We start from the raw sequence: 15,731 nt of genomic DNA, 5'->3' as shown, positions 1-15,731 counted from the left end.
TCGGAAATCCTTTCTGTTGTCCGGCATTACGGGAATGACCAGTCGCCATGCTCGATACGGAAGATCCGGATCGGTGCTCCTGGCTGTCCGGGATCTGCCCGCAGATAAAACACCGCGGTATGTGTCTGACCGAAGTTTGTGATGTCCACGTTCAATGTGATCGTGCCCCGCAGCATCGGGTTCTCAGGATCCGGCTGGGGCTCATCCACAGAGCCGTTAAAGTCTTGAGCCCCATAGAGCGGGTCAGCCCCAAGCGGTTGAGCGTGTAGGGCCGCGGCTACTTCCGTCGTGAAATAGTTGGCCGCATTCTCCGGTGAGAGCGGCTGTGGTCCGCCCTTATCCGCAAAGTAATGCGCCTCGTAGAGTGCCCGCACCAGGTCCTGAGCGTGGGAGATCAACTGATCGGACGACACGGCGTCCGAGCCAACTGTCGGAGAATCCACCGGGATATAGCCGTCCGCAGCCAGGTATCGCTGGGACACCCAACCGGCCTTTGACAGATCGGCTGACCGCATCAGGCACCAAGGTGAGGGCAGGGCCTTGTATTCGGCATCGGTCATATTGATGTAATGTGCCATGGTAAAGTAAGGCACGCAGGTGACTTGGTGCAGTCCGCGCGCATCATGCGCAAAGGTCTCGATGATCGAATAATCGGTGCCGGGCCCCATTCTGGCATTCAGCACATCATTGGATGCTACGCCGCGAACCTGCCAGGCATCAGGCCCATGCCCATCAATCTCCGCGTGGGCTGCGGTCGATAACCCCAAACATACGACGGCGCTGACAATAATCTCGTAGGGTATAAATTCTTTGGCCATTATATAACCTCTGCGAATTTCTCTAAGCGAAGTGTTCCGGAGTGAGAGCATCAAGACACATGCGAAACTCAGAGCGCTTTCAGTTACCGTTTGAACGAATCAACAATAGCAAGCTCATCCTGCCGACGCCCCGTTCTTTTGGAGGGGGCTGCTTTTAAATGGGGGTATCCGCATATCGTTTTGGTTTGATACGCGGGCAGTAGCGAATTCGCCAAATTGATGCCTAAATTTCCCGGTAAAGTGGAAGGCATGTTAAAAGCCAGAAAATATCGCCGCCGCAAAAACGGTTTGTCATTATTCCCACCGGTCATCGCCTGCGCCGTCTTGCTACTGGCGACAGCGCAATGGACTGAACACCAGGATGTCGTGCCGCAAAAAAACAGCAAACCACGGATATTAAACGGGGGAGGCGCATTGACTGACGGTGGCGCTTGGAATGGCAGCCTTAGAATACAAGACGTTACGGCTGCATTGTCCGGTGCGCAGCTTGTTGACACCGTTACCCACATCCGAGATGGCGATACCGTTGTTGTTGGTCTAGTTCCGATCAGGCTGGCTAACCTCGACTGTGCTGAAAGCGGCACTAAATCTGGCGATCGCGCGACGCACCAAATCACAAGAATGGTCAAAGGCGCTCAGCTTCGATGCACCTTGGAAGGGCGACGTAGCTATGATCGCGAAGTTGGCGTTTGCAGCTTACCCGACGGACGTGACGTTGGAGAGATATTGATCGCAGGCGGCTTTTGTCAGCGTTGGCGAGGATGAGCCCAACTCAACCGATGCTGCGGTAGCGTCGATCCCGCTATGCAGGAGCGTTTGGAAGTTCGATCCCGGGAGTGTGCAAGCCGCTGGGCGAGCGTGTGAACATCTCGAAACCGTCGGATGTCACGCCAATCGAATGCTCGAATTGTGCAGAAAGGGATTTGTCGCGAGTTACGGCCGTCCAGTTATCTGCAAGCACTTTCACCTCGCCGCGCCCCAGATTGATCATCGGCTCAACCGTAAAGATCATGCCCTCTCTCAGTTCCAATCCGGTTCCAGCTTTGCCGAAGTTCAGGATGTCGGGGCTGTCATGAAAGACTTGTCCGATGCCGTGGCCGCAAAAATCGCGGACTACCGAGCAGCGTTCGGAATATGCGTAAGTCTCTATTGCATGGCCTATATCACCTAATCGCGCCCCAGGGCGCACAGCCCGGATCCCCCGCATCATCGCCTCATGGCTAATCTGGATAAGACGCTCAGCCGCGCGTTTCGGTTTTCCGACCACATACATCCGACTTGAATCGCCATGCCACCCGTCCAGGATTAGTGTGACATCAACATTCACGATATCGCCGTCGCGTAACTTCTTCTCGTTGGGGAATCCGTGGCAGACCACATGGTTGACCGATGTGCAGCAGGCATATGGATAGCCTTTATAGCCCAACGTTGCCGGTGTGGCGTCGTGCTTGGCCGCGAAGTTAAGTACGAAGGTATTGATGTGCGATAAGGCTGTGCCAGCGCAGATTAGATCGGCTATGTCGTCGAGACACCGCGCAGTTAAGTCACCTGCGCGGCGCATACCCTCAAAAGCGTCGGGGGCCCATAAAGTTTGATGCTCTCGGTTCTACGGGCATGTTCGGCCTTCGGTGCAGCAAAAACGTTCATATATCTATCCATAAAAAGCTCCTCTAAAATCTCTTCGTGGCAACCGCAGTCCGATTGACCTTGAGCAGCTGCGGAGGTATACGAATCATATACGCTTCATATGCACTAAAAATGGGAGACGCGTCGATGGGTATCGTAAAAATTGGGGACGAAATGCATGAAGAACTTCGCAAGTCCAGTTCAGTCATGTGTCGCTCGATCAATGCGCAAGCTGAGTTCTGGATGAAAGTGGGCATGCTTGCTGAAGCGAACCCAACTATTCCATTTACCGAAATCATGGCGCAACAACTCAGGAACGCCGATGTGCAGGTTCCGGAAATCGAAGCTGCCTAAAACCTAACGCTGCCATTTCTAGGCAGGGAGCGATCCTCTGTCTGGCATCATCAAACGGCAGCTCCATCCGCTTTGCCGGGCCACAGAAGGTCTTGATGAGTTTGTCGTAGCGGGTGCGAAGCCAGTTAAACAGCCTTACGACAACCGAACCGCCATAGGCCCGGCAAGTATCATCGCGACAAGATCAATTTGTCTATTTGTGCCGGTCTTCTGAAACAGATTGCGCATGTGGAAAGATACTGTCGTCGCAGATATACTGAGCTTCTGGGCGACTTCTGAGGAGCGCGCCCCGCTTGCCAGTAGTGCGGCGATCCGCGCTTCAGTGGGGGTTAAACTGAAGAGATCGATCAGCAGCGCTTCAGACACCATTTTGGACTGGGTCGGCGACGACAGGAATACTGCGATCTCTGCGCCATTCCTGCTCGGCTCAAGCTCGCAACCCAATTTCCCAATCAGGGCGGAGATCGAGCTGTCATGCGCGTGCAGTATCACGCCGCCCACCTTTTCAGTTTCTGGCGCCTTCACCTCATCAATCGTGCGACGCAGCGCCCTATTGCAATCAGGATCTGTGGCCGTCAGCTTGTCGCGTTGAAGTGAATAGTAATCGGCCTCATGTGCCATCTTTTGCGCCGCCCTGTTGGCGTGAATGACTTTCCCATCGCTGTCCAGCAGCACGATACCAAGTGCGATCAGATCCAGCACCGGATGGCCTGCGCCGCCTGCCAGATCTGCTAAGGCCGCCTGAAGATTGGCGACATCATTCTCAATATGGCCTTTAATTCTCGAGACCTGGCGCAGCCTGGCGGACACGGTGGCCAGCAGCAGATCATAATCGACCGGCTTTATAAGATAGTCGTCAGCACCGCGAACTTTGCCTTCAATTATTTCACGTGGTTCCGACATCGCAGTCAAAAAGACGAATGGGGTGGCGGCCAGCTCGGGGCGCTTTGCGCGCATTGCGGCTAGCAGCCCGTAGCCATCAAGCTTTGGCATCGTGATATCACATAGCACCAGGTCCGGCGTCGTGCTCATGATCAGCAGATCAGCGATTTCCCCATTCGCGGCCGCCAGGGCGCGGTATCCCGCCTCTTCGAGCTCTTCGACAATATCGCGACGCAGGGCGGGCTCGTCTTCCACCACGAGAACCAGAGGCGCAGGGGCTTTCATTGATATCGTGTCTATCATTATTATGGCCCTTCATAGCGGGGTAGGGTGAAGCGGAACAAAGTGCCCACATCGCTGTCGCGCAGATGTACATCACCGCCCTGCATTCGCGCCAAACTCCGGGCAATAAAGAGGCCAATGCCAGTGCCTTGCGTGCCGACGCTGTTTCTGCCGCGAAAGTTGGCGTCAAAAAGCTGGCCACGGTCTTCCTCAGCGATGCCCGGCCCTGCATTCGCAACATCACAGTGGAGCTGCGCGTCTTCACCGTGCAAATTCACTGTTATGGCGGACCCTTCTGGCGCATATTTGGCGGCGTTGGACATGAGGTTCTCTAGCACTTGTTCCGCGTGGGCAGGGTCGCAGAGAGCTACAGCTTTTAAATTGGGAGGACTGCGGGTCTCAATTCGCGCTGCAGGCGCTGCGGCCAGCTGTCTGGCGCAGACACCTTCCAGTAAGTCTCTCAAATCACAGGCCACCGGTCGTGCGCCTACCTGCCCGGTTTGAAGCCGTGTCGCATCCATCGTGCTAGCCACCAGGCGCGTGAGACCGGCGATCGCATTGCGCGCACCATGTGCGCGCTCGCTTACCTCTGCTGCGTCAGCACGGTCTCCGCGACGAATGAGGCGCTGCAGGGCTGAATCTGCGACCGCCAAGGGTGTGCGGAATTGATGCGAGATCATCCCTGCGAAATTACGGTATAGGTCCGCTGCAGACCGCTCGCGTGTAAGCGCCTCATCTAGCTCTCGGGTGCGCTCAGCCACGAGCTGCTCGAGGTGCTCACGGGTTTGCGCCGCCTTCAGTCGCGCAGCATATCGGTCGCTTGCATCATGCATAAATACGATTGCTCCGACGACACGCCCCTTATCGCACATCGGCGAGAACCGAAGATCAACATAGAGTGCCGGTTCCTCTGCATCACGATAATACGGCTGCAAAGAGATGCTGCTGTCTTTACCTCCCAGTGACGCCTCAAGCGCCTGTTGAACATGGCTAGTGCTGAAGAAGCCCGAGATGTCAGATAGCTTACGGCCAACAGCTCTTTCTGCAGTCTGTCCGGTCATCGCCGCTATCGCGGCGTTCCATATCGTGCAGCGCCCTGCGGCGTCGATCGCCAGAATGCCTTCGACGCTGGAGGAGACCAATAAGCCTGAAAAGTCCCGCTCCCGGCGCAGCATATTGGTGCGCTGTTGCGAAAACCGTAGCGCGAAGAACAAGGACAGGATCAGGATGCCGCCGGTGACGGTGATCCCCAGCAGGGAGGCGATAATCTGGCGAAGCTGATCGCGAGATGTTTCTAACCGTCCTCCCAGATCGTCCCATTCGCGGATCATGGTTTTATTGGCCGCCCGGGAAAAGAACGTCGTTATCGGGGTGATCACGCTGCGCAGCTCACGCGCAGCAGTCGGGGAAACCGGGGCAGGGGGCACGGTAAGGGTCTGCAATGATGCCCGCAATTCAGCTAGCTCATTTTGCAGGCCGATCTCCTCCATGAACCGCCGCTGTGGTCCTGCATTCAAAAGCGCGAAGCGGCTGCGCAAAAGGTCGAGCCTGAGCGCGGTCTCATTGGCATCGGCCTCGCCCAATTCGGCGCGCAGGGTCGTCTCAACCAAGCGGCGTGCAGCGCTATTGGTTTGATGCATGACCCAGAGCATATTGTGCTCCGCGTCGACGCGTATATCATCCGCGACCCGGACCATGCGGTTGAGCGCAAATGTCAGAAGCACCGCAAAGACCAGGATTGCGAGTATCGGCAGGATCAGGGCAGGCCCGGGCCGACCGAGGCGCGTCATTTGACCTCAAGCTCCGACAACTGCCAGACCCAGCGATAGTCATAGCGAATGTCTTGCAGTTCCCGATGGCCGTCGCGCGGGTAAACGATCCAGAGCGGCCCTTTATCGGCCCGCTCCAGTTTCATGTCATTCATGCTGTAGCCCACGATTACATCGAAGTTCTCAGCATCCGACCGCGGGATATCGACCGTATAATCGTTCAAAGCGGTCGCGCTGATAACATCCCCTGTGGCGCCCATTTGGTCGAGAAAGTCGCGCAGCAATACCCCGGTAAAGCTGTGAACCCCATCAGTTACGACAGTCGACGTTTCGATGGTGGTCGCGGGCATGGCGCGCAGATCGCAAATTGTAAATTGCGCCGGAGCCCCGTCGATCTGACCGGTGACCTGCAGAACCACCTGTTTATCGGCGGCCAATGGCGCCCCAATCAGAGCAAAGCAAGTTGAGATAATGAAAACCGCATAGCGCATAAGACCCTCATTTCTTTTAACCAGTTCAGCAGTCTTCCAGCCGTCATGCAACCATAACTAGAATTTTTCCGCATTTCCCCGTCCAAACGAAGGGGGCGCGCCCCTCTTTCAGCCGCTATCGGGAGGTTGAGCTGTAAGAGGATCACCGCGCTATGCGTCTTTTCAAAACCGTTTCCGCCTTTGCCGGGCTGCTGGTTCTGCAATCATGCGGCACACCGGAGTACCGCACCGAACGAACCCATTGCGAAGCGGAGTGGCTGCTGAAAGTCCCGCCGGTCTACCGCAGAGAACCGGTTACAAAATATCGGTCAGTCCAGCGGCCCAGTGGTGAGACAACCTGTGAGACCGCAGGAACAACGACCACCTGCAAGCCGGTGATGAAAACGATCTCGGTGCCTTACATTACCATGGAGCGGGTCGACATCCGCAAGGCGCAGCGGGATCCGCAGATCGCCTCCTGCGCCGCACGCGCTTGTGCGGCGAAATACGGCAATTCCAAATGCGAGATCTAATCCGATGCGCGCTTCCCGGCGCAAGCCAAGCGGATCGAGGATCTGATAGAGGGGAATAAAAATGTGGAATTTCAGTATTGGTCGCGCGCTCGGCCTTATGGGGCGAACTCTGCCCTTCATTCTATTGCGCATGGCGGTCTGTTTCGGGATTACGCTGGGCTATATCCTGGTGACAGGTATGGGCGCAGGGGTCGGCTGGGGTATTGGCGGATTTGGTGATGCTGATTTCCGCGCCACGACCACCGCATGGGGCGGCTTTGCCGGTTTTGGCATCTTTGGCGCCATCATGTACTGGGCGCGTGAATACATCCTCTACATTGTCAAAGCTGGTCATATCGCGGTGCTCGTAGAGCTGCTCGATGGCAAACAGTTGCCGCAGGGCCGCAGCCAAGTTTCCCATGCTTCGGCGGTGGTCAAAGAACGCTTCCCGCAGGCCAGCGCGCTGTTCCTGATGGATCAGCTGATCAAGGGCGTGGTCCGGGCCATCAGCGGGCTATTGCGCGGCATTCTCACGATCCTGCCGGTGCCGGGAGTGCAGCAGCTTGCCAGCGTCCTCTCAGCATTCTTGCGCATTGCCGTTGGATTCGTAGATGAAGTGATCCTCGCCTATGCGATCCGCACGCGGTCAGACAATGCCTGGATGTCCGCACGCGAGGCGCTTGTGCTCTATGGGCAGAACTACAAGCCAATGCTCAAGAATGCGGCCTGGCTCGCCTTGGTCGTCTACGGGCTCAGCTTCTTGGTCTTCGCTCTGATGCTCGCTCCGGCGGCTCTGATTGTCTACCTGGTGCCCGGCGCCTGGGCCGCAGGAGGCGTTGTCCTTGCATTGCTTTTCGCGTGGAGCGTCAAAGCGGCTCTGCTCGAGCCCTTCGCCATCACCTGCATGATGCAGGTCTATTTTGATACCATCGAAGGACAGACCCCAAAACCGGAATGGGATTCAAAGCTTGAGCAGATGTCGGGGAAATTCCGCAAGCTCAAGGAGCGCGCCTTTGGCAGTGGTGGGGCCGCGTGCACCGATCCAACACCCCAGCCTGTGTCTCAATAGAGAGTTTGGAGTGCAGATATGAGAGCAATAGCTTGCACCATCTTCGTGCTGGCAGTCGGCGCCCCAACAGTGACCGCAGCCGAGGCTAACATCATTTGCGAGGGCACCTATGAGTTCTTCAACGGGAAGGACACGCTGACCGCCCTGCCGGGTCACGCGCCGCCAAACGGCGCAAAGGCAGCAGAGCTTTACGACGCTTACAGGGGCGATTGGCTTGGCCATCTTATAGGAAAACCGAAAAGCGAAGGTATTCACGAAATTAAAGTCAGCCAGTGTGGGCGTCAGTTCATCTTATCTCAAGGCGCGAAGCAGATGCTGTTTTTGCAATCCGTCATGGATGACACGCTTTATGTGGCCCAGGACATCGGGCCCCCCAACGCTGAACTGACCCTGCGCGTTGTCGACCATAAGATTTTGGTAGGGGAGGTAGCCGGGAAAGCGCATGGGTTTGCTTTCAACATGCCCGTCGCTCTAGACCCCCGCGATGTCACAAGTCCCAATATGACCGGTTGTTCAGATGATCTCGCGCCCAAAGAGAGAGAACTCGATCGTCTCACCATAGATCCGGGGATACGCGATGAGGCGATCGAGATTGTAGCTGCTGAACTGGGGATCCCGGGGGACCGGGCGGACCGCTACATTTCAGCCGCACGGACGGTGGCAAAAACCCGGCAGACCGATAGGGTTGTGACTGTGGTCCAGCCGGGTGAGCCGGGATGCCCGATTGAGCTTACCGGGGTGAAGACCTGCCGGATCTACCCGCCTGACACCTCGACCATCGTTGAGACCAATGTCTTACTGGATGATGAGGGTATCCTGCTGCCGGTCAAGCCGCACAGCCCGGAGCAGTCGCGCGTCGAGGTCGATGACCCCATGGCGGCAGATACCTGTGCTCCGGTGGCGAAATATCCGCCCGCCAGTCAGCGTCTTCGTTTCAAGTTTCTCGCCGTCGAAGAGGCTGGGCTGAACGATGTGCAGGCTATGCTCGTGGATGCAAAAACCGACCGCGCGCGCCGCGCCCATTACGCAGAAGGAACGCAGGACGGCAAACCTGGCCGGGCTGAGGCTGCAAAGGAAGCATATGCGGCTGTCGGGTCACCGGTAAATGGGCTGCATGAGCTGCCGTAACGATCAACTTCCGCGCTGATATTCTTATTTGAAAGAGGGCATTACATGAGACTGATCACGTCAAAGCTGGCAATTACAGCAATTTCGAGCGGCATTTTTTATGCCGCGGCGGCGCAAGCTGCAGAGGATGTCGTCATCGTCTATGACGCGTCCGGCTCGATGTGGGGGCAGATCGATGGCACCTCCAAAGTCGAGATCGCTCGCGATGTGCTGGGAGATCTGGTTCAAGGCTGGAGCGCGCAGACGAACCTTGGGCTTGTTGCCTATGGCCACCGCAGCCAGGGCGATTGCACCGATATTGAAACTCTGGTCACTCCGCAGCCTATCGATAAGGACGGATTTCAGGCCCAGGTGAGCGCGATCAAGCCGGTCGGGAAAACGCCGATCTCGGGCGCCATCGAACATGCGGCCGATCTTCTGGCCTACCGCGACAACCCGGCAACCCTGGTGCTGATCTCGGACGGTGTTGAGACCTGCAACGCAGATCCCTGTGCGCTTTCAGCACAACTGGCAAAGCAGGGTGTGAAATTCACCGCTCACGTCGTGGGCTTCGACCTGCAGGATGATGCCCATGCCGGCCTTGCCTGCATCGCCGAGAACACGGGCGGCGTCTTTCTCCCGGCGAGAAATGCAAGTGAGCTGCATGACGCTCTGGACCAGGTTCAAGCAGCGATGGTGCAACCAGAACCGGCGCCTGCGCCAGAGCCGATCGAGCCGGAGGCGACCATCGCCGGGCCAAAGAGCGTAGCGACCGGTGCTGTTTTTGATATTGAATGGAGCGCGCCAACCAATACCCGCGACATGGTAACGATCCTGCCCGTCGGCACCAAAGAAGGCGCCACTGGCCCCTACCGCCGCGTTGGCGATAAAACCACAGGCCAGCTTACCGCTCCCGCCGAGCCGGGGCTTTACGAGTTGCGCTATATTCTGAACGAAGGCGCGAAGACCCTCGCTACCACGCCCATCGAAGTGACCGCCCCGGATGCGACGATCAGCGGGCCTGAAGCTGTGACCACAGGCGCGGCCTTCAGTATCGAATGGGGTACGCCAATCAACCACCGCGACATGGTGACGATACTGCCTCTGGGCAGCAAGGAAGGCAGTACCGGACCTTACCGTCGTGTTGGCAATGAAACGACAGGGCAACTCACAGCGCCAGCGGAAACCGGACTTTATGAGCTACGCTATATCCTGAACGAAGGAGCCAAGACCCTCGCCACCGCGCCCATCGAAGTGACCGCCCCGGATGCAACCATCAGCGGACCGGAGACTGTAACCACAGGCGCCGCCTTTGAGATCGAATGGCAAACGCCAATCCACCCGCGCGACATGGTCACAATCCTGCCTACGGGCGACAAGGAAGGCACCACTGGCCCATACCGCCGGGTTGGCGACAAAACTACAGGGCAACTCACGGCGCCTGCCGAGCCAGGGCTCTATGAGTTGCGCTATATTCTGAACGAGGGGAGCAAGACCCTCGCGACTGCTCCAATTGAGGTAGTAGAAGCTGAGATTGGCATCTCTGGTCCCAGCACATCACGTGCCGAGACCGATGTGGAGCTTACGTGGTCTTCGACTATCCATCCGCGCGATATGATTGCTCTGCTGCCCATGGGCGCCAAAGAGGGCGAAACCGGCCAATACTTCCGCGCGAACGACCGGACCCAGGGCATCCTGAAAGCACCATCGGAACCGGGGTTGTATGAGATTCGATATATCCTGAATGAAGGATTGCGCACCCTCGCCAGCGTTCCGCTTGAGGTCGTCCCAGCAGATGCGCCAATGGATGCGGGTGCGGGGCTTTCCGCGCCTAAGACAGCAGCCCCAGGCGCGCCGATCACAGTCAACTGGACCGGAGGGGGAAGCGGCGCCGATCAGCGTATTTCCCTCGCCCGAAAGGATCAGCCTGACTTTGCTTGGATCACCGCGCAGAAAGTGACGGAGGCCAAATCTCTGACCTTAAACATGCCGGAACAGCCGGGGCTCTACGAGGTGCGTTTCCTCGACATCTCGGAGCAAGAATTGCTTGGCCGCTCTGTTGTGGAGGTGAAGTGATGCGGAGCTTTTTTCTCTGGGCGGCTTTGGCGCTCGCTGCCGCCTCTCCTTTGCGGGCTGAGATCGACGGCCACGGCCCTGATGCCTACCGCGTGACTGGGGTCGCGGCGGACGATGTGCTGAATATGCGCATGGGGCCGGGCACCCAGTATCTGGTTATCGACAGCCTGCCGCCTGATGCGCGCGGATTGCAGCAGGTTACCTGTGTACCCCTTCAGATCCCCTCGATTTACAACAGGCTGACCGAAGAGCAGCTGAACAACCTTCCGCAACGCTGGTGTCTAATGCGGACAGGTGACTTCCTGAAGGCGGGCTGGGTCGCGCAGCGCTACCTCATGGAAGACGTGGATCTGCCGAACGATACGGCCGGGAATGATCCTGACAATATGCCGGTACACCGCAGCGGTGATGCAGTGATTGATGCAGCCGCGCGGTTGGTGGGAGACCTCTACGCGTCATATGAAGGTCAAAGCAAAGCAAGGCTAAGCCCTTTTAGCCCTACTCAGGCCCCACGGTTTTTCTTTTCCGACATTGTGCCGAGAGTTGCGGGCCATGGAGCAGATGTTCTCTATGACGCGCAGGACTTTCAGGGCCGTATAACGAAGATCGCTGCGGACCCGGATCAGCCTATGCTGCGCGGGATGGTGACGATCATCGCGGATTACACCAACTTTGGACACGCCGACCGCGCCACCTTCCGACTGCGCGCCGATACCGCTCAGCCCGGCGCGCCGGTTCGTATCTTCCGCGTCGATCATAATAGCTGGAGTTTTCCGTAATGAGCTATCTTGCGCAAACCACAGTGGCGTTGGCGGCTTGTGTCTTGACGGTGAACAGTACCGCAGCTGAGCCTTTACCTTGCCAGGGGCGCTACAGCGCACAGTCGGGCAACGTAACCCTCTCTGCGGAAGGCATGGTGCATGTGGAGCCGCGCAACCGAAGCGAGGGCACCATCGATCTCACTTATGACGGTTGCGACAGGATTACCGTCGCGGGCCAGGGGATGCGAATGCAGATCACACGCTCAGCAACCTCGGGCTGGACCGGAACGCTGGCCGCGGGCGGTGCTACCCGCATTTTTCATTTCAACGCCGTAACGCCACGCCTGATCAACAGTTGGATGGAGGCGTTCGGAGGCGGGGTGACCGTGCAGCGCGGGATGAAGCTGACCCTTCTGCAGGGGACAGAAAATCAGCCTGAAGACTGCGTCTTTGACGCAGATCAGCAGAATTTCAGCCGCGAGAATGCGGCGGCTCAGGCCTTCATGGAAGCGAATGGCCTGGTCCCGCCATCGCCAGACTTCTCGCTGCAAGATTATTTCCGCGCGACCGTGGTTGAGAACCGGACGCAAACGGAAACTCGCAAGGGCAGCGCCCGGCATATTCGCTTCATGCTAGGCGACGACGGTGCGATCCTTCCGGTGGCGCGCGCCGCGGTAAGGTTCCGGGAAATCTGCCGGGCGGAAGCCGGGACACTCGCACCACCACGCCGAATGTTGGATTTCAAGATCGTGCCGATCGAGAACCCGGACGGCTACGCCATATTCGCACGGGTCATCGACATCGAGACCGGCAAAATCATCGCCCAGCGGGAAGGCCACGTCACCGGAACTGATGCGGAGGCTATGACCCTGGCCATGCAAGACGGGGCCGCACAGCTCATCAATGACGGCGTCGCCTTTGGCCCGCTGAGTGATGGCGCGGCCCGGTGATATTTTCATAAGAAAGATTGAAGGAGCCAAAATATGAATTTCGATAAACCCGGTCGCAGGCAGCGTCTCTCACAGCTGGGGTTCCTGATGCGCCACACCTTCAGCATTCTAGGACGCAACCGCGCGATATTGGCACCGCTCTTTGCTATGTGGATCTATGCAGCGGTAATGGTTTCAGTGTTCTTCGCCGGGATCCTGCTCATTGCTATCGGGACAGGCGGAGGCGGCTGGCTTTTGCTCGGCGGCCTACTGATGTTCGTTTACAAGTTTTTCTTTTACAACCGTGCCGAACTGACATTGAGCCGACTTACCTTCGACACCGCAGCCGGCGAAACGCCCACCCGGCGAGACGCGACCAGCGCGCTTGCAGGGCTTGGTGCGCAAACCCGTCGTCTGGCCCTTCTCGATATTGCCGCGGCATGGATCGCCAGCCGTAAAAACAAAGAAGGCGGGCTTATGGGGATGTTGCTTGGCGGGCTGGGTGAGATCTGGGATCTGGCTAACCATTTCCTGCTGCCGGCCGTGGCAGTAGACCGGCTTACTCTGCGCGATGGTATCGCCCGGCTGAAGCGGCTGAAAGACCATGTCCCCGAAACGCTCATCGGTGTCTTTGGCATCGACATTATGGGAGGTGTGGTCGGCACGCTTATGGGACCGCTATATCTCTTTGGCGGTCTGGCCGCGATCGGCTGCGGCCTGCTCTTCGGTGATGGGATGCCGGCAGCATTCTCTGCTGGCGCGTTGCGCGAGCTATCTCCGGACATCCCCGCCTTTGGGCCAATCGGGCCTGATACCGTGTTTAACTGGTTGCCAGTCTTCATCTTCGCGTTTCTTGGTTTCGTGCTGCATGGACTGTTTGCCCGAGCGGTGACTTCTATCAAGGTCATCTATTTCACCCTGTTTTACAGCCGCATCATGCATGGCGAAGCGCTTGATCCGGACATCCGCGCAGATCTCGAAGGCTATCTGGATCTCGATGAGAAGGAGTTTTCTTCTGCAGAGGCTCCGACATAGAAGGGCGTAAAGAGCTCCGTTGCGCTTGCGCGACATCCAAGTCCGCCGCGTAAAGCCATACGCTGGGGAAAAGGTGGGTTGGCTGCTATCGCCCTTCCCCCTTCGGAGAGCCATCGCGGGTCGCGCTACTTGACCTCCTATTCGACAACTTACTGCCAAGGGTCCGCATCGCGGACCCTTTTCTGTTCGGATTTTCACGACCTGTGGATGGGATGGTTCGATGAGGATCATGACGCGTTCTACACCGAAGACAGCCATCGCACCGACATTCCGATGCTAGAACGAGAATGGAACACCTGTACGGATCTCTTCGCGGATCGCGGCGTCATGGTAGATATTCTCATGGCATCAGATCAGTATGAGACCCGTGAAGCTGCGGATGCGGCTATGGTGGCATATGTCGATGAGACCTATGGGGCACATATCATCGAGTTAGGGGGCGAAAAGCTGCATATCTATGCGCCGACCGGCTACGGGGTACATCACGCTGACTTTGCATCCAAAATTAGCGCGCAAGAGATCGATTACCCGGAGTGGCGGGAGGACTACTACGTCTTGTCAAAGGAGCCGCTGACCTTTCAAGAGGATCTGCTTGAGCCGGAAGATTGGACGGAAGGGCGCATCACCCCGAAGAGCCCCGATGCCGAGACGGATGCGCCGGAACCTTGAGGCCAAAATCCTTGAGCTTTCCGGCTCGACAAGGATCGCTACCTCAGGAGCCCGTATCGCGCTTAGCCATTCTATTGTTGGCCTCACGCTCAATCTCGTCAAAGATATCGCTTACCCCGAGACCACTGAAAAGGTCTTTCGGGGCAAGGCCCCGCTCTTTCAGCACCTGAAGAAACATTCGGTTGCTTTCGCGCTCAGCTGCTTGCTGTTCTGGAGGGAGAGCCGCAAACCGACGTCTCTCGGCCGCGTCTTCGCGTTCTGTCTGATTGTCCAAGATCTCTTGCTCACGTTTTGAATCCGCCTCAAGGCGGGCCCGATATGCGGCGATCCGTGCAGGTTCTGCATTTATTTCACGCTGCTGCTTCTTCAGCCCCTTCTCGACACGCCCTTCAATTGACGGCAGGTCATCTGGCCAGGGCACACGCCCAGAAGTCATCCGCATCGCCCCTACTTCAGCCAAGACACTGTCTTCAACGGCGCCAAGCGCTGCTTCTGCATCTGGGATCTCTTTTTGGAGCTCTGCGATACGCCTTGTTCGGTACTCGAACTCCTCGGTGACGCGTAAAATTCGGGTCTGAACAGGATAGCTGTCGACGCTCTTCCCTCCGTAGTGCAGGAAAGCATAGGCTTTCGGGTCTCTATTGAAGGCCTTCAGCTCGGCTTTCGCTTGAAGACGGCGTTTATTGCAGTTCACAAGATTGTCGCGCAGGTCTTTAACGCGCGCCTGTGCTGCGCGGATCCGGGCCGCCATTTTTTTGGGAATATCGGGTTTTGATAAGGACATGTCCGCCTCCTCTTTGAACAGAAAGGGGCTATGTTGCACAAAACCAGCGGGGATTCATGTCGTGAATTCAATATGGTAGCTTGCTCGCATGAGCAAACCAACATCACCTACCTATAAGACGACGAACTGGAATGCCTATAGTGAGGCGCTGAAGCGCCGCGGATCACTGACGATCTGGTTCGATCCGGAGATGAACTGGGATGCCGAACCCTCCGGCAAGAGGGGTAGGTCGCGGACATTCAGTGACGCCGCGATCCAAACCTGTTTGACGATGATATCACGAGGAAATGCTAGTCTTTCAGGCGGTATATTTATACTCAAGTCCTAACCAGGCACCGCTCGACAAAAAAGGTCGCAATCCCAATCGTAGACTTTAGAGCGTGAACAAAAACAGACATTGACCTTCGAATATCGCAGCGCTACGATTTGCGGGGAAGGAATGATTATGACCTCCCAAGCCTAACTTATGAATGCTGATGACGACGTTGAAGTGATCTTCTCAGACCTGTGCGCCGACGTAGAAATCGACGGGCACATTCTGACGGTCGAAATTTACAAGACAGACATCGATCCAGGCTGGATCCTAGA

16 protein-coding genes and 1 pseudogene are annotated in these 15,731 nt (G+C 57.2%); 11 read left to right on the top strand and 6 right to left on the bottom strand.

The annotated features are described in order from the left end of the window. Positions 1-26 precede the first annotated feature (26 nt). Positions 27-818 carry an SH3 domain-containing protein gene (locus tag J3456_RS18855; protein WP_349581765.1) on the bottom strand — a complete coding sequence of 264 codons (792 nt, stop codon included), beginning with the start codon at positions 816-818 and terminating at the stop codon, positions 27-29. Between the two features lie 219 nt (positions 819-1,037). Between J3456_RS18855 and J3456_RS18850 the strand changes: the two genes are divergently transcribed. Beyond that, positions 1,038-1,583, top strand: coding sequence for a thermonuclease family protein (locus J3456_RS18850; protein WP_349581764.1), 546 nt, complete (start codon positions 1,038-1,040; stop codon positions 1,581-1,583). A gap of 37 nt (positions 1,584-1,620) precedes the next feature. Here the strand turns inward: J3456_RS18850 and map are convergent, their stop codons facing one another. Continuing rightward, positions 1,621-2,379 carry a type I methionyl aminopeptidase gene (gene map, locus J3456_RS18845; RefSeq protein WP_349581763.1) on the bottom strand — a complete coding sequence of 253 codons (759 nt, stop codon included), beginning with the start codon at positions 2,377-2,379 and terminating at the stop codon, positions 1,621-1,623. 212 nt (positions 2,380-2,591) lie between these two features. Here map and J3456_RS18840 point away from each other — a divergent pair, with 212 nt between their 5' ends. Continuing rightward, on the top strand, positions 2,592-2,798 hold the full coding sequence (locus J3456_RS18840; RefSeq protein ID WP_349581762.1) for a ParD-like family protein: 207 nt from the start codon (positions 2,592-2,594) through the stop codon (positions 2,796-2,798). Positions 2,799-2,933: 135 nt separating this feature from the next. Here the strand turns inward: J3456_RS18840 and J3456_RS18835 are convergent, their stop codons facing one another. From J3456_RS18835 to J3456_RS18825, 3 genes are read right to left on the bottom strand one after another with little or no spacing between them, the layout of a single operon-like run. After that, the gene (locus J3456_RS18835; protein ID WP_349581761.1) at positions 2,934-3,983 is read right to left on the bottom strand and encodes a response regulator; all 1,050 of its coding nucleotides are present in this window, start codon (positions 3,981-3,983) and stop codon (positions 2,934-2,936) included. Between the two features lie 2 nt (positions 3,984-3,985). Beyond that, complete coding sequence (locus tag J3456_RS18830; RefSeq protein ID WP_349581760.1) at positions 3,986-5,752, bottom strand: sensor histidine kinase; 1,767 nt, start codon at positions 5,750-5,752, stop codon at positions 3,986-3,988. Continuing rightward, positions 5,749-6,222 (bottom strand): putative pterin-binding protein, encoded by a 474-nt coding sequence (locus tag J3456_RS18825; RefSeq protein WP_349581759.1) that lies wholly within the window; start codon positions 6,220-6,222, stop codon positions 5,749-5,751. The genes J3456_RS18830 and J3456_RS18825 overlap by 4 nt, the downstream gene beginning before the upstream one ends. Positions 6,223-6,374: 152 nt before the next feature. Here J3456_RS18825 and J3456_RS18820 point away from each other — a divergent pair, with 152 nt between their 5' ends. From J3456_RS18820 to J3456_RS18785, 8 genes are all read left to right on the top strand, one after another. Then, on the top strand, positions 6,375-6,734 hold the full coding sequence (locus J3456_RS18820; protein ID WP_349581758.1) for a hypothetical protein: 360 nt from the start codon (positions 6,375-6,377) through the stop codon (positions 6,732-6,734). Between the two features lie 130 nt (positions 6,735-6,864). Continuing rightward, a complete protein-coding gene (locus tag J3456_RS18815; RefSeq protein ID WP_349581793.1) occupies positions 6,865-7,782 on the top strand; it encodes a hypothetical protein in 918 nt (305 codons plus the stop codon). A 69-nt stretch (positions 7,783-7,851) separates the two neighbouring features. Beyond that, positions 7,852-8,910 carry a hypothetical protein gene (locus J3456_RS18810; RefSeq protein WP_349581756.1) on the top strand — a complete coding sequence of 353 codons (1,059 nt, stop codon included), beginning with the start codon at positions 7,852-7,854 and terminating at the stop codon, positions 8,908-8,910. Between the two features lie 45 nt (positions 8,911-8,955). Then, positions 8,956-10,965: a VWA domain-containing protein gene (locus J3456_RS18805; protein WP_349581755.1), complete on the top strand. Its 2,010-nt coding sequence runs from the start codon at positions 8,956-8,958 to the stop codon at positions 10,963-10,965. Continuing rightward, on the top strand, positions 10,965-11,744 hold the full coding sequence (locus J3456_RS18800) for an SH3 domain-containing protein (protein ID WP_349581754.1): 780 nt from the start codon (positions 10,965-10,967) through the stop codon (positions 11,742-11,744). Before J3456_RS18805 ends, J3456_RS18800 begins: the two co-directional genes overlap by 1 nt. Then, on the top strand, positions 11,744-12,676 hold the full coding sequence (locus tag J3456_RS18795) for a hypothetical protein (RefSeq protein ID WP_349581753.1): 933 nt from the start codon (positions 11,744-11,746) through the stop codon (positions 12,674-12,676). Before J3456_RS18800 ends, J3456_RS18795 begins: the two co-directional genes overlap by 1 nt. 33 nt (positions 12,677-12,709) lie before the next feature. Next, complete coding sequence (locus tag J3456_RS18790) at positions 12,710-13,690, top strand: hypothetical protein (protein ID WP_349581752.1); 981 nt, start codon at positions 12,710-12,712, stop codon at positions 13,688-13,690. Positions 13,691-13,897: 207 nt separating this feature from the next. Further along, positions 13,898-14,359, top strand: a complete 462-nt coding sequence (locus tag J3456_RS18785) for a hypothetical protein (RefSeq protein WP_349581751.1) — start codon at positions 13,898-13,900, stop codon at positions 14,357-14,359. A gap of 43 nt (positions 14,360-14,402) precedes the next feature. On the opposite strand, the gene J3456_RS18780 is transcribed toward J3456_RS18785, so the two are convergent. After that, positions 14,403-15,143 carry a hypothetical protein gene (locus J3456_RS18780; RefSeq protein ID WP_349581750.1) on the bottom strand — a complete coding sequence of 247 codons (741 nt, stop codon included), beginning with the start codon at positions 15,141-15,143 and terminating at the stop codon, positions 14,403-14,405. Positions 15,144-15,231: 88 nt separating this feature from the next. Here J3456_RS18780 and J3456_RS18775 point away from each other — a divergent pair. After that, positions 15,232-15,417, top strand: a pseudogene (locus J3456_RS18775) (transposase); the annotation flags it as partial. Between the last annotated feature and the right edge of the window lie 314 nt (positions 15,418-15,731).

The organism is Sulfitobacter sp. NFXS29, from assembly GCF_040148765.1.
In the GTDB taxonomy this organism is placed as follows: domain Bacteria; phylum Pseudomonadota; class Alphaproteobacteria; order Rhodobacterales; family Rhodobacteraceae; genus Sulfitobacter.
This window is presented reverse-complemented; position numbering and strand designations above follow the sequence as displayed.

What these genes read in the sequence shown, in the direction of transcription:
- J3456_RS18790 (WP_349581752.1), top strand. Translation starts at nt 12,710, where the DNA reads ATGAATTTCGATAAACCCGGTCGCAGGCAGCGTCTCTCACAGCTGGGG.
- J3456_RS18840 (WP_349581762.1), top strand. Translation starts at nt 2,592, where the DNA reads ATGGGTATCGTAAAAATTGGGGACGAAATGCATGAAGAACTTCGCAAG.
- J3456_RS18800 (WP_349581754.1), top strand. Translation starts at nt 10,965, where the DNA reads ATGCGGAGCTTTTTTCTCTGGGCGGCTTTGGCGCTCGCTGCCGCCTCT.
- J3456_RS18805 (WP_349581755.1), top strand. Translation starts at nt 8,956, where the DNA reads ATGAGACTGATCACGTCAAAGCTGGCAATTACAGCAATTTCGAGCGGC.
- J3456_RS18825 (WP_349581759.1), bottom strand. Translation starts at nt 6,222, where the DNA reads ATGCGCTATGCGGTTTTCATTATCTCAACTTGCTTTGCTCTGATTGGG.
- J3456_RS18835 (WP_349581761.1), bottom strand. Translation starts at nt 3,983, where the DNA reads ATGATAGACACGATATCAATGAAAGCCCCTGCGCCTCTGGTTCTCGTG.
- J3456_RS18830 (WP_349581760.1), bottom strand. Translation starts at nt 5,752, where the DNA reads ATGACGCGCCTCGGTCGGCCCGGGCCTGCCCTGATCCTGCCGATACTC.
- J3456_RS18785 (WP_349581751.1), top strand. Translation starts at nt 13,898, where the DNA reads ATGGGATGGTTCGATGAGGATCATGACGCGTTCTACACCGAAGACAGC.
- J3456_RS18780 (WP_349581750.1), bottom strand. Translation starts at nt 15,143, where the DNA reads ATGTCCTTATCAAAACCCGATATTCCCAAAAAAATGGCGGCCCGGATC.
- J3456_RS18815 (WP_349581793.1), top strand. Translation starts at nt 6,865, where the DNA reads ATGGCGGTCTGTTTCGGGATTACGCTGGGCTATATCCTGGTGACAGGT.
- J3456_RS18850 (WP_349581764.1), top strand. Translation starts at nt 1,038, where the DNA reads ATGCCTAAATTTCCCGGTAAAGTGGAAGGCATGTTAAAAGCCAGAAAA.
- J3456_RS18795 (WP_349581753.1), top strand. Translation starts at nt 11,744, where the DNA reads ATGAGCTATCTTGCGCAAACCACAGTGGCGTTGGCGGCTTGTGTCTTG.
- J3456_RS18855 (WP_349581765.1), bottom strand. Translation starts at nt 818, where the DNA reads ATGGCCAAAGAATTTATACCCTACGAGATTATTGTCAGCGCCGTCGTA.
- map (WP_349581763.1), bottom strand. Translation starts at nt 2,379, where the DNA reads ATGCGCCGCGCAGGTGACTTAACTGCGCGGTGTCTCGACGACATAGCC.
- J3456_RS18820 (WP_349581758.1), top strand. Translation starts at nt 6,375, where the DNA reads ATGCGTCTTTTCAAAACCGTTTCCGCCTTTGCCGGGCTGCTGGTTCTG.